The sequence below is a fragment of the Streptomyces graminilatus genome (genome assembly GCF_001418565.1).
GTDB lineage: Bacteria > Actinomycetota > Actinomycetes > Streptomycetales > Streptomycetaceae > Streptomyces > Streptomyces graminilatus.
This window is the reverse complement of record NZ_LIQQ01000042.1, coordinates 15,516-27,710: the sequence shown is the minus strand read 5'-3', so window position 1 is coordinate 27,710 and position 12,195 is coordinate 15,516. Positions and strand designations below refer to the sequence as shown.

Genomic DNA, 12,195 nt, shown 5'->3' with positions numbered 1-12,195 from the left:
CCCCTCGCCGTCCCCCTCCCCCTCGCCCTGGTACGACGACACCGCGTCCCGCGAGGCACGCTGGGCGGCGCTCAAGGAGGCGTCGGCCACGGCGCCACCGGAGCCGGAGGAGCCGTAGCCGGGAGCGCGGCAGCGGGCCTCGTTCAGTTGTTCGCGCCGAGCACGTTCCTGAGCTGCTTCGGGAGCTGGTCGGCGCAGGCCTTCTGGGCGGTGGTCGTGAGGGCGTCGTTCGTGCACGTGAAGTAGTCGCGGTACACGAACTGGAGGCTGAAGCTCGCGGCGACCATGGAGAGCGCCAGGGATGCCGTGACCAGGCCGCTGATCGCGGCCGTCCGCTGCTGCCGGCCCCCGACGCCGGTGCCCTGCGGGGGCGCCGGGGTGTCCGGGTCGGCGGTGCGGGGCTTGGCGCGCAGGGAGCTGATGCCCCAGTGCAGGGCGAGCGCGCCGAGCAGCAGTGCCACGTACTGCCAGCCGTAGAGGACGAAGAAGAAGGCCCACATACCGCTCAGCAGTGCGTACCGCGCCTGGCGCTGGGCCGGGTCCGCCGGGTCCCAGCGCGGGTTGCCGCCCGGTCCGTCGCCCTGGCCCTCGGGGCCCTGGGGGCCGCCGGGCCGGCCGGAGCGGTCGCCGAAGACGCCCGGGGAACGGCCGGGCTGCCGGTCGCTCCACTGACTGCCCCACGGGGAGTGCCCGCCGTCGCCGGAGGCGTCGTCGCCCGCCGGACGCCGGGGCTGCCAGGGCTTGTCCGGTGTGCCCTCCGGCGGCGCGGCGAACGGGTTGTCGTCCTGGGCCGTACTCCCCCGACCGTCGCCGTTCGCGCCGGTGTCGCCGTGCTTCCCGCCCGTGTTCGCGCCCGTGCTCCCGTCCGAGGGCGCGTCGGGCGGCGACGTGGGGCGCTCCCGCAGCAGCACGGACTGCGGGGAGAGCGTGAGGAGTCGCGGGCTGCGGTCCGACATCAAGTGAGCGTCTTCCCCTTGTTGATCACGGCCGTTGGTCCACGGCTGTCGTTTACGGCGATCGGTGTGGCTGCCGATTTGCGGCTGTTCGGCAGGAGCCGTCACCCCGTGAACGCACCGCATGACGGCCGCGTTCCCGGAGCTGCTCCTCCCAGACGCTACCTTCCGGCCACGCCCCCGTCCCGTGGGGGCTGTCCGGAGTGCCGGTATCGTTGCTGGCGGTCGGCCGCTTCGTAGACTTCCCCGTATCCCGGGGCGCGAAGCATTCGTACGACCGTACAAACACTCCCCCGAGAAAGGGCCCCGCCGTGGCCGAGCCCCAGGCCGCCAAGCGCGTCGTCGTGCTGGTGTCCGGATCCGGTACGAACCTCCAGGCGCTGCTGGACGCCATCGCGGCCGACGGCACCGAGGCCTACGGGGCCGGGATCGTCGCCGTCGGGGCCGACCGTGACGGCATCGAGGGGCTCGCGCGCGCGGAGCGTGCCGGGCTGCCGACCTTCGTGTGCCGGGTGAAGGACCACGCCACCCGGGAGGAGTGGGACGCGGCGCTCACCGGGGCGGTGGCCGCGTACGAACCCGATCTGGTGGTGTCCGCCGGGTTCATGAAGATCGTGGGCAAGGAGTTCCTGGCCCTGTTCGGCGGGCGGACCGTCAACACGCATCCCGCCCTGCTGCCCAGTTTTCCGGGGGCCCACGGCGTTCGCGACGCGCTCGCGTACGGCGCCAGGGTCACCGGCTGCACCGTCCACTTCGTCGACGACGGCGTCGACACCGGACCGATCATCGCTCAGGGCGTGGTGGAGATCCGGGACGAGGACGACGAGAGCGCTCTGCACGAGCGCATCAAGGAAGTCGAGCGAAGGCTGCTCGTCGATGTCGTGGGGCGGCTCGCCCGCAACGGCTATCGCATTGAGGGACGAAAGGTAGTTATCCAGTGACCGCCGACATCGCCGACAACACTGTCACGGCCGAGAGCGACAAGCGGGTCATCCGCCGGGCGCTCGTCAGCGTCTACGACAAGACCGGCCTGGAAGAGCTGGCCCGTGGCCTGCACGAGGCCGGTGTGGAGCTCGTCTCCACGGGATCGACCGCGGGCCGGATCGCCGCCGCCGGCGTCCCCGTCACCAAGGTGGAAGAGCTGACCGGCTTCCCCGAGTGCCTGGACGGCCGGGTCAAGACCCTGCACCCCAAGGTGCACGCGGGCATCCTCGCCGACCTGCGTCTGGAGGACCACCGCAACCAGCTCGCCGAGCTGGGCGTCGAGCCCTTCGACCTGGTCGTCGTGAACCTCTACCCGTTCCGCGCGACGGTCGCCTCCGGCGCCTCGCCGGACGAGTGCGTGGAGCAGATCGACATCGGCGGCCCGTCGATGGTCCGCGCCGCCGCCAAGAACCACCCGTCCGTGGCCGTGGTCACCAGCCCGGCGCGCTACGCCGACGTGCTGGCCGCGGCGAAGGACGGCGGCTTCGACCTCACCGCCCGCAAGCGGCTGGCGGCGGAGGCCTTCCGGCACACCGCCGAGTACGACATCGCGGTGGCGAGCTGGTTCGCGAGCGCCTACGCGCCCGCCGACGAGTCGCAGTTCCCCGACTTCATCGCCGCCGCCCTGGAGCGCAAGAGCACGCTGCGCTACGGCGAGAACCCGCACCAGCCCGCCGCGCTCTACGTCGACGGCACGGGCACCGGTCTCGCCGAGGCCGAGCAGCTGCACGGCAAGGAGATGTCGTACAACAACTACACGGACACGGACGCCGCCCGCCGTGCCGCGTACGACCACACCGAGCCCTGTGTCGCGATCATCAAGCACGCCAACCCCTGTGGCATCGCGGTCGGCGCGGACGTCGCCGAGGCGCACCGCAAGGCACACGCGTGCGACCCGCTGTCGGCGTTCGGCGGGGTCATCGCGGTCAACCGGCCGGTCTCCAAGGAGATGGCCGAGCAGGTCGCCGAGATCTTCACCGAGGTCATCGTCGCGCCCGACTACGAGGACGGCGCCCTCGAAGCCCTCGCCAAGAAGAAGAACATCCGCGTGCTGAAGGCCCCGGCCGCGCCCGCCCACCCCGCCGAGGTCAAGCCCATCGACGGGGGCGCGCTCCTCCAGGTGACGGACCGTCTCCAGGCCGACGGCGACGACCCGGCCAACTGGACCCTGGCGACGGGCGAGGCGCTCTCCGAGTCCGAGCTCGCGGAACTCTCCTTCGCCTGGAAGGCGTGCCGGGCCGTCAAGTCCAACGCCATCCTGCTGGCCAAGGACGGCGCCTCGGTCGGCGTCGGCATGGGCCAGGTCAACCGCGTCGACTCGGCGAAGCTGGCGGTCGAGCGGGCGGGCGAGGAGCGGGCGCGCGGCGCGTACGCGGCCTCGGACGCGTTCTTCCCGTTCCCCGACGGCCTGGAGATCCTGACGGCGGCCGGCGTCAAGGCCGTGGTCCAGCCCGGCGGTTCGGTCCGGGACGAGCTGGTCGTGGAAGCGGCGGCGAAGGCCGGCGTCACGATGTACTTCACGGGGACGCGGCACTTCTTCCACTGAGCCCATACCTTTGTGCCTCGGCCCCTGCCTGAGACTCAGGCAGGGGCCGAGGCATGAGCGCCGCCGCCTACTGATGGGCCGCCGGGTGCTTCGAGCGGTTGAACCAGGCCGCGCCTTCCGCCTTGCCGATGAACACGGCGACGAGCACCGCGAGCACGATGTGGACCACGCCGATGACGAAGAACGGGTAGACGCCGAGTACGGCGGTGGTGATCGCGAACACCAGGGTGGTGACCCGGAGGCCGCTGCCGCCGGTGCCGAACTTCGCGCCCAGCACGATCGCGAAGATGCCCCAGGCGAGGGCGAACACGGCGAAGCCCCACAGGGCGCCGGCCGAGTAGTCGGCGATCTTCTGGAAGTCGACGTTGTTCTTGAGCTGCTGGTCGTTCTTCGCGGCGCTGATCCCGACGGCGCCGGCGGCGATGAGGAGGGCGCCGATCACCTGGAGACCCGCGATGACGAACAGCATCACGCGGGCGCTCTTCACATTGCTCGGCATCGTGAGCGGACCGCCCGGGTAGCCGTAGCCCGGCTGCCCGTATCCCTGGCCGTAGCCCTGCCCGTAGCCCTGCTGTTCGAGCGGCGGGGCGGTCGGGTAGCCGTAGCCGGGCTGCTGGGGCGGGGTCTGCTGGGGGTGGCCGTACCCGGGTGCCGGCTGCTCGGGCTGCTGCTGGGGCGGGCCGTACGGGTTGCTCGGGTCGCCGAAACTCATGGCGGGACTTCCTCCGTTGCGTCAAGTGCGGGGACGGCGCGAGGCACCGAACGGAGGAAGGTTGTCGTACGGAGTCGTACAGATGCGGTCCGCCCCCGGCCCTGCCCGCGGCACTGTGCTGCCTGCTTGCCGTTTTATCGTTCTTTAGTTCGGTTGCGCTTGTCCAGCAGGACGGTGCGTGTGTTGTGCAAGTGCAACATCCGCGATCATTCGCGGACATGGGTGAATACCCGTTCGGTACCGGGCCCGGTACATGGATGGGTACCCGGATTGGATCCCGGAGGCGGTCATCCGCGAGGATGGGGGCATGACCGCCCAGATTCTCGATGGCAAGGCCACCGCAGCCGCGATCAAGTCCGACCTGACCGCCCGCGTGGCGGCGCTGAAGGAGAAGGGAGTCACGCCCGGCCTCGGCACGATCCTCGTCGGGGAAGACCCCGGCAGCCAGAAGTACGTCGCGGGCAAGCACCGCGACTGCGCGCAGGTGGGCATCGCCTCGATCCAGCGCGAACTGCCCGCCACGGCCACCCAGGAGGAGATCGAGGCGGTCGTCCGCGAGCTGAACGAGGACCCGGCCTGCACCGGCTACATCGTCCAGCTGCCGCTCCCCAAGGGCATCGACGAGAACCGCGTTCTCGAACTGATGAACCCGGACAAGGACGCCGACGGCCTCCACCCGATGAACCTCGGCCGCCTCGTCCTGAACGAGCCGGCCCCGCTGCCCTGCACCCCCAACGGCATCCTCACCCTGCTCCGCGCCCACGGCGTGGAGATCAAGGGCGCGGAGGTCGTGGTCGTCGGCCGCGGTGTCACCATCGGCCGCCCGATGCCGCTGCTGCTCACCCGGCGCAGCGAGAACGCGACGGTGACGCAGTGCCACACGGGTACGCGTGACCTGGCCGCCCATCTCCGTCGCGCCGACATCATCGTCGCCGCCGCCGGCTCGGCCCACCTGGTCCGCGCCGAGGACGTGAAGCCCGGCGCCGCCGTCCTCGACGTCGGTGTCTCGCGCTCCGCCGAAGGCAAGATCGTCGGAGACGTCCACCCGGACGTCGCCGAGGTCGCCGCCTGGATCTCCCCGAACCCCGGTGGGGTCGGCCCGATGACCCGCGCCCTTCTGCTCGTCAACGTGGTCGAGGCGGCGGAGCGCAGTGTCGGCTGAGGCGCGGGACAGGCGGGCCGAGCCCACGTCGGCATCCGCACCGGCGTCTGCGCCGGTGCCCGGTGAGGTGCCCGAGCCCACCGCCGTCGACCCCGTCAGCGCGCCCGACACCCAAGGCCGTCCCCGGCGGGCGACGCGGCGCTTCCCCCTCTTCACGCGCGACACCGCGCGCCCCGAGGGAGGCGGCCGGGCGGCTCCGGGGGACGCGCCCGCGCCTGTCCGGCAGTGGCCGATCCTCGCCGTGCTGAGCGCGGTCGGACTCGGGCTGCTGCTGACCGCGCTCGACGTGTTCCGCTTCGGGACGCTGCTGATCGGGGCCGCGCTGCTGGCCGGCGCGGTGCTGCGCTGGGTGATGCCGGACGTCGGCATGCTCGCCGTACGGTCCCGGTTCACGGACATGGTGACGTACATCGTGCTCGGTACGGTCATCGCGATGCTGTCGATGATGGCGCAGCCGGATCCCTGGCTGAGGATCCCGTTCCTGGACGACGCGCTGCACTACACGATCCGCGGCCAGGGCGGATAGGACCACACGCCGACAGAACCGCGTGGCGACGGGACCGCGCGCGGATGGACCGCGTGCCGACAGAACCGCGTGCGGACCGGACCGTACGTGGACCGGACCGTACGTGGACCGGACCGTACGCGGATTGACCGTCCGTCGACCGAGCCATACGTGTACCAGGACCGCACTTCGGCCCGGCGGGAACCGTTCCGCCGGGTGACGTCGTCAAACGCGTCGGACCGGCAGCCACGGACCGGACCGGTCGACGAACGTCGAGGAGGACGCGCGATGAGCGCCTGGCAGCCGCTGCCCGACGATCTGCCGCCGGAGGTACGGCACTTCGTGGAGCAGGTGCGGCTCCTCAAGGACCGCACCGGGCTCAGTCTGGCCGCGCTCGGCGCGCGCACCGCGTACAGCAAGTCCTCCTGGCAGCGGTACCTCAACGCGACCCAGCCGCCGCCCCGGCAGGCGATAGCCGCCCTGTGCCGGGTCGCGGGCCTCACGTCCGCCGACGCCGAGCGCTTCGGGGTCCGCTGGGAGCTGGCGGTGCGGGCCTGGCCTCGGCCCTCGGCCCCGGCCCCGGATCCGGTGAAGCCGGAACGGCAGCGGGAGTGGGAGCCGGAGCACGGGGGGTACGAGGAAGAGGTGCCCACCCTTCCTTGGTGGGTGGAGTCGAGGTCCGGGGCCGGGGACGGCGTTGGGGCCGGCGGGGCTTTTGAGGGGACGCCGGTGGACTCGTCGCGGTGGGTGCTGCTCGTCGCCGTGTTCCTCGCACTAGGGCTCGTGCTGCTGGCGGTGGCCGGTGCTGTCGCTTTTGGTTGACGGCACTGAGGGAATATGACATCTCTGTGCCCGATGTGACCGCTCTTGTGCATTCTGTGCGGCGATGTGTCGATAAGTTCGTGAATTTGCAACCAGGGGGCAGCGCGGCAGCGTTAATGTGGGTAATTCGGGGTGGTCCGGGGTGCCCCGTGCGATATCCAGGGGTTCGGCCGACCGTGAGGGCTGTCGGTGGAACACTGGACCATGGGCAGGGAGCGTGCAACGGTGCGCCTCCAGGCCCGACAATGCTCCCGTGCGCCCCCACCCCGGGAACCGAGATCCTGACTGGGCGCATTCGTGTGGGTAGCCAAGACAGTCGAGTCGAGGATTCGGCCAGAGGGATCCACGGCACCACGCACGGGAGCGACAGCCAGCACGACCGGGGGGAATGAGGGGGGGACGCAATGCCTCGTTGGAGGGCCTTGCCGGATGAACTGGATCCGCAGGTCAGAGAGTTCGCGAGCCAACTGCGCAGGCTCGTGGACCGCAGTGGTCTGAGCACCGCGGCGGTGGCCGACCGTACGGGCTACAGCAAGACGTCTTGGGAGCGTTATCTCAACGGCCGGCTTCTCGCGCCCAAGGGCGCGATCGTCGCACTGGCCGAGGTCACCGGGACCAACCCGGTGCACCTGACCACGATGTGGGAGCTGGCCGAGCGTGCGTGGAGCCGCTCGGAGATGCGCCACGACATGACGATGGAGGCCATCCGGATATCCCAGGCGCGCGCCGCGCTGGGGGAGTTCGGGGGGCCTGCCGTCGAGACGAGGAACGGGAGCGGCAAGAGCGGGCGGGGTGCCCGGAGCGCGACGGTGGCTCCGGGAATCGCCGGACCCGCCGGTGTGTCACCGACCGTGCCGCCACAGCCGAGGGCCACGGAGACCCGGGACTCGGCGAGCGAGGTGCACGCCGGCGCGGCGAGGGGCCTGGTGTCCGGCGGCTCGGTGAGTTCCGCGAGTTCGGCGGGTTCCGTCTCGGCCGAGAGCAACTCGTGGGGCATAGCCGGGTATCAGGGACCGGCGGTGCGGGGCGGCACCGGGGTGCGCCCGGCCTCGCCCGCCGGAGTCTCCGGCTCCGACGGATCCTTCGGGCCTGCCGGGGGGTCGGGGACGCCCGGACATCCGGGCGCGACGCCCTGGAACTCCGGTACGCCCGCGGCGGGGCCCGGCGGTCCGCCGCAGGACGCCCGGCCGGGCGGTGGCGGCAAGCCGGGCGGTTCGCGGCGCAAGCGGCGGCTCACGATGTTCCTCGCGGGTGTCGTGGGCGCGTCCGTGGTGGTCGCGGCGGCCGTGATCCTCACCCATCGGGGCGACGACAAGCCGGAGGCCAAGCCGAGCGCGGCCCCGAGCACCCCGGCCGCCGTCAATCCCGACCTGCCGGTCGGGGTGAAGTGCAGCGGCGCCGCCTGTACCGGCAAGGACCCGGAGAACATGGGCTGCGGCGGCGAGTTGGCGCAGACCGCCAACAGCGTCACCGTCGGCACCACGCTCGTCGAGGTCCGCTACAGCAAGACCTGCCAGGCGGCCTGGGCCCGCATCACCCGGGCGGCCCCGGGCGACCAGGTCGATGTCACCGCCTCCGGCGCGGCGAAGCAGACCGGCACGGTCGACACGGACACCGACGCGTACACGCCGATGGTGGCCGTGAAGGACGCGGGCGACGCGACGGCGTGCGTCACGCTCAAGGCGACCGCCCAGAAGGGCTGCACCCAGTAGGACCGCACGCACCCGGCGGGCACGTTCCCCTCGTACCTCGTACGGAATCGTCGTACGAGGGGAATGCCCCGCCCGGTTCGGGGCAGGCGGAGAAGTGTCACCACGGGAGGCCGGCGCGGCCGGCCCCCGTGCGACGGCCGCCCGTCACCCCCTCTCCCGGACGGGCGGCCGTCGCTCTTCGTGGCGCGGCGAACGCGGATCTGTGGGGTGGGCCACAGGGGGCCCGGCGGTCCGGGAACCCGGAGGCGCGATAGCCTGACGGCGGATCTCTCTTGACGCCAAGAGATCGATCATCCAAACCGGGGCAGCGACGCCCCACCGCCCGCTGTCCTACGGAGAACGCCATGTCCCGCACTCCCGTGAACGTCACCGTCACCGGCGCGGCCGGCCAGATCGGTTACGCCCTGCTCTTCCGCATCGCCTCCGGCCAGTTGCTCGGCGCGGACGTGCCGGTCAGGCTCCGCCTCCTGGAGATCACCCCGGCGCTCAAGGCCGCCGAGGGCACCGCGATGGAGCTGGACGACTGCGCCTTCCCGCTGCTCCAGGGCATCGACATCACGGACGACCCGAACGTGGCCTTCGACGGCGCGAACGTGGGCCTGCTGGTCGGCGCCCGCCCCCGCACCAAGGGCATGGAGCGCGGTGACCTCCTGGAGGCCAACGGCGGCATCTTCAAGCCCCAGGGCAAGGCCATCAACGACAACGCCGCGGACGACATCAAGGTCCTCGTCGTCGGCAACCCGGCCAACACCAACGCGCTGATCGCCCAGGCCGCCGCTCCGGACGTACCGGCCGACCGCTTCACCGCGATGACCCGCCTGGACCACAACCGCGCGCTCACGCAGCTCGCGAAGAAGACCGGCTCGACCGTCGCCGACATCAAGCGCCTGACGATCTGGGGCAACCACTCGGCCACCCAGTACCCCGACATCTTCCACGCCACGGTCGGCGGCAAGAACGCCGCCGAGGTCGTCAACGACGAGAAGTGGCTCGCCGAGGACTTCATCCCGACCGTCGCCAAGCGCGGCGCGGCGATCATCGAGGCCCGTGGCGCGTCCTCGGCCGCCTCCGCCGCCAACGCCGCCATCGACCACATCCACACCTGGGTCAACGGCACGGCCGACGGCGACTGGGCGTCCATGGGCATCCCGTCCGACGGCTCCTACGGCGTCCCGGAGGGCCTCATCTCCTCCTTCCCGGTCACCACGAAGGACGGCGTGTACGAGATCGTCCAGGGCCTGGAGATCAACGAGTTCTCCCGCGCCCGTATCGACGCCTCGGTGCAGGAGTTGGCGGAGGAGCGCGAGGCGGTCCGCGCCCTCGGCCTCATCTGAGCCCCAGCGTTCGAGCGTCACCGTCCGAGCATCGGTAACCGAGCCTCGGCATCCGGGACTCGACCGCCTTGCTCTTGAGCCCCGTCCAGGCTTCGGCCGGACGGGGCTCCGGCGTTTTTGGCCCCTCCTCCGCAGGCTCTGTGGCCGTCTCCTCCGCCTCCGCTCTCCCTCCCCTTCCTCCTGCCCCGCCGCCGCGAACAGAGTCCACGAACCCTGACAATTCGCTGTTCCTGGACCCCTTTGCCGCCTTATGGTGATGCGTTGTCAACTGACCCTCTGACAAGGGTCGTTACACGCATCGGGGGAGTCGTGTGAGTACTGGAACCGTGCCGCCCCAGCCCCAGCCGACACCAGCCGCCCCGCCCGCACCGGCGCCCGTCCCACCGCACGCCAGCGAGGCCACCCGGCTGCTGTGCGCCGGTACCTACCTGGACTCCGGATACCGCGACCGGGTCATCGAGGAACTGCATCTCAACGAACAGCGGATCGTGGCACCCTCACTCGGCTTCGACGCGGCCCGCGTCCTCGCGCACGCCCTGCGGGCCAGACGCCTGGAACTGGCGTGGGCCGGGGCGATCCTCGGGCTGTGGGTGATCGGCGCGGCGCTGACCGGCGGGCTGCTGGCCCTCTTCCTGGTCCCCATCGTGTATCTCGCGGTGGCGTCCTGGATCCGGGGCCGGGCCGCGTACCCGCCCCTGTACAGACGGGTGCCCGCCTTCGTGCTCCGCTGGTGCGGCCGGGCCCTGTTCGCGCTGCTGCTGGTCCTCACGGCGGCCGTCGCGTTCGGCGTCCTGAACAAGGACTCGTCGGGCGGCTCGTCCTCCGGTTCGTCCGACTCCGGGCTGTACGGCGGTGGCGGCGGCAGCGGCTTCTCCGGATCGCCGAGCGCGTCCGACGTACTCGTGCCGTCCAGCGACAGCGTCGACAGCCTGATCGATCCCTGGCAGGCCTGGGTCACGTTCACGATGTTCGCCCTGATCGCGCTGTGCGTGGCGGCGCAGCGCGGCCAGTTCGCCAGGGTGCTGGGTGCGGAACTCTCGCCGCAGCGCTTCCCGGACGCCGCCTCCGACCCGGCCGAGCAGGCCGAGGGGCTGCGGTTCGGCCGGCTGAAGGACCGTATCCGGCTCGAACAGCACTCCCCGCTGATCATGTACAACGAGGCGCGGCCGTTCCGCGGGGCGGGTTCGGCGTACCAGACGTGGGTCCTCGCCGTGGAGATGCGGCCCGACAAGACGAAGAAGCAGCAGCCGATCGGCAACCGTGTCGTCCTGGAGAAGATCCGGCCACTGATCGAACAACTGCGGCTGCCCGCCGAGTACGCCGGTCAGCTCGGACGCGACCGGCTGCGCCGCCTGGAGATCGACGAGTGCGTGTTCCTGCCCGCCGAGGGGATCCGGCGGCGCGACGAGGCGCCGTACCACCCGAGGGCCTTCGAGGAGCACCGGGCGCGCGCGGTCGAGGAAGGCGCCGAGAAGAGACGTCACTTCCTGCGCATCCGGGTCGGCGGCTGGGAGGAAGAACTGGTCGTCACGGTCTTCGTACGGATCCACACCCAGGGCCGCATGCTCACCCTGGAGGTCGCGCCGCACGTACTCACGCCCGTGCGCGAGGACTTCAAGAACGCCGACCGGACCGCCCACCGCTTCCGCCACAACAACGTGCTCGGCAAGGCGGCCTGGGCCGTCGCCCGGGTCCCCGGCTCCGTGGCCGGCTCACTCGTCACGCTCGGCAGGGGCCTGCTGTACGTCTGGCGGCTGCTGACCGGCGGCTACGCGCGGGCGCTGCCCGACGGGCCGGACCTGTCCGTGCGGGAGCTGGGTTCCGTGGCGCTCGGCTCCGACTTCCAGGAGATGGACGTACGGCGCTACTTGAAGAACGTGCAGGACCGGGTGGCGAACGGCGTACGGGTCGCGCTCGCCGAATCCGGCTACCTGACCGGCGAGTTCATGCAGAAGATCACCACCATCAACAACAACGGCGACGTGACGAACATCGCCCGCGTCGAGAACAGCACCTTCGCTGTCGGCAGTCACGCAACCGCCTCCTCCACCACCTTCTCCACGAACGGCGGCGCCGCGCCGCAGACGGGACCGGGATCCGATGGCCACTGACGAAGAACCGAACGTCCGTATCGGCGATGTCTCGCACAGCACCTTCGCGATCGGCAGCCACGCGCGCGCCGTCGGCCACCACGGCACGGCTCCCCAGCGTGACCGGGCCACCGAGGAACTCCTGGAGGCGGTACGCGAACTGCGCGCCGACCTGGCGCGGGTGCGCCCCAGCGCGCACACGGACGCGCTGCGCGCCGCCCTGGAGGAGACGGAGGTGGAGATAACCCGCACCGGCCGGGCGGCTCCCTCGCGCCGGGAGAGACTCCGGGAGCTGCTCTCCGACGCCCAGGCCCTGCTGAGCGTGTTCGCCTCGGCCGGGGTCGTCGCGGGCCTCGTGGGGCTGTGAGGGGGCCG

11 protein-coding genes are annotated in these 12,195 nt (G+C 71.5%); 9 read left to right on the top strand and 2 right to left on the bottom strand.

Going from position 1 to position 12,195, the window contains the following annotated elements:
• Positions 1 to 143 precede the first annotated feature (143 nt).
• Entirely contained in the window at positions 144 to 956 is an 813-nt protein-coding gene (locus AOK08_RS05205) for a hypothetical protein (protein ID WP_055524083.1), read from the bottom strand.
• A gap of 308 nt (positions 957 to 1,264) precedes the next feature.
• Between AOK08_RS05205 and purN the strand changes: the two genes are divergently transcribed.
• Both purN and purH read left to right on the top strand, forming a co-directional pair.
• Positions 1,265 to 1,894 carry a phosphoribosylglycinamide formyltransferase gene (gene purN, locus AOK08_RS05200; RefSeq protein ID WP_055524081.1) on the top strand — a complete coding sequence of 210 codons (630 nt, stop codon included), beginning with the start codon at positions 1,265 to 1,267 and terminating at the stop codon, positions 1,892 to 1,894.
• Positions 1,891 to 3,483, top strand: coding sequence for a bifunctional phosphoribosylaminoimidazolecarboxamide formyltransferase/IMP cyclohydrolase (purH, locus tag AOK08_RS05195; RefSeq protein ID WP_241826841.1), 1,593 nt, complete (start codon positions 1,891 to 1,893; stop codon positions 3,481 to 3,483). The genes purN and purH overlap by 4 nt, the downstream gene beginning before the upstream one ends.
• A gap of 67 nt (positions 3,484 to 3,550) precedes the next feature.
• Here the strand turns inward: purH and AOK08_RS05190 are convergent, their stop codons facing one another.
• On the bottom strand, positions 3,551 to 4,195 hold the full coding sequence (locus tag AOK08_RS05190; RefSeq protein WP_055524079.1) for a hypothetical protein: 645 nt from the start codon (positions 4,193 to 4,195) through the stop codon (positions 3,551 to 3,553).
• 307 nt (positions 4,196 to 4,502) lie between these two features.
• Between AOK08_RS05190 and AOK08_RS05185 the strand changes: the two genes are divergently transcribed.
• The 7 genes from AOK08_RS05185 (at position 4,503) to AOK08_RS05155 (ending at position 12,187) form a co-directional block, all read left to right on the top strand.
• Positions 4,503 to 5,357: a bifunctional methylenetetrahydrofolate dehydrogenase/methenyltetrahydrofolate cyclohydrolase gene (locus AOK08_RS05185; protein WP_055524076.1), complete on the top strand. Its 855-nt coding sequence runs from the start codon at positions 4,503 to 4,505 to the stop codon at positions 5,355 to 5,357.
• Positions 5,358 to 5,424: 67 nt separating this feature from the next.
• Positions 5,425 to 5,883 (top strand): DUF3017 domain-containing protein, encoded by a 459-nt coding sequence (locus tag AOK08_RS05180; RefSeq protein WP_241826840.1) that lies wholly within the window; start codon positions 5,425 to 5,427, stop codon positions 5,881 to 5,883.
• Between the two features lie 267 nt (positions 5,884 to 6,150).
• Positions 6,151 to 6,684 (top strand): helix-turn-helix domain-containing protein, encoded by a 534-nt coding sequence (locus tag AOK08_RS05175; protein ID WP_055524072.1) that lies wholly within the window; start codon positions 6,151 to 6,153, stop codon positions 6,682 to 6,684.
• A gap of 404 nt (positions 6,685 to 7,088) precedes the next feature.
• Positions 7,089 to 8,396 carry a DUF2690 domain-containing protein gene (locus AOK08_RS05170; protein WP_079053841.1) on the top strand — a complete coding sequence of 436 codons (1,308 nt, stop codon included), beginning with the start codon at positions 7,089 to 7,091 and terminating at the stop codon, positions 8,394 to 8,396.
• A 344-nt stretch (positions 8,397 to 8,740) separates the two neighbouring features.
• Positions 8,741 to 9,730: a malate dehydrogenase gene (locus AOK08_RS05165; RefSeq protein WP_055524067.1), complete on the top strand. Its 990-nt coding sequence runs from the start codon at positions 8,741 to 8,743 to the stop codon at positions 9,728 to 9,730.
• A gap of 311 nt (positions 9,731 to 10,041) precedes the next feature.
• The gene (locus tag AOK08_RS05160) at positions 10,042 to 11,841 is read left to right on the top strand and encodes a hypothetical protein (protein ID WP_055524066.1); all 1,800 of its coding nucleotides are present in this window, start codon (positions 10,042 to 10,044) and stop codon (positions 11,839 to 11,841) included.
• Entirely contained in the window at positions 11,831 to 12,187 is a 357-nt protein-coding gene (locus AOK08_RS05155; RefSeq protein ID WP_055524063.1) for a hypothetical protein, read from the top strand. The genes AOK08_RS05160 and AOK08_RS05155 overlap by 11 nt, the downstream gene beginning before the upstream one ends.
• Positions 12,188 to 12,195 lie beyond the last annotated feature (8 nt).

Bases quoted from the DNA above. Each gene is read 5' to 3' on its own strand.
- AOK08_RS05205 (WP_055524083.1), bottom strand. From the start codon at position 956: ATGTCGGACCGCAGCCCGCGACTCCTCACGCTCTCCCCGCAGTCCGTG.
- AOK08_RS05185 (WP_055524076.1), top strand. From the start codon at position 4,503: ATGACCGCCCAGATTCTCGATGGCAAGGCCACCGCAGCCGCGATCAAG.
- AOK08_RS05165 (WP_055524067.1), top strand. From the start codon at position 8,741: ATGTCCCGCACTCCCGTGAACGTCACCGTCACCGGCGCGGCCGGCCAG.
- AOK08_RS05175 (WP_055524072.1), top strand. From the start codon at position 6,151: ATGAGCGCCTGGCAGCCGCTGCCCGACGATCTGCCGCCGGAGGTACGG.
- AOK08_RS05190 (WP_055524079.1), bottom strand. From the start codon at position 4,195: ATGAGTTTCGGCGACCCGAGCAACCCGTACGGCCCGCCCCAGCAGCAG.
- AOK08_RS05170 (WP_079053841.1), top strand. From the start codon at position 7,089: ATGCCTCGTTGGAGGGCCTTGCCGGATGAACTGGATCCGCAGGTCAGA.
- AOK08_RS05155 (WP_055524063.1), top strand. From the start codon at position 11,831: ATGGCCACTGACGAAGAACCGAACGTCCGTATCGGCGATGTCTCGCAC.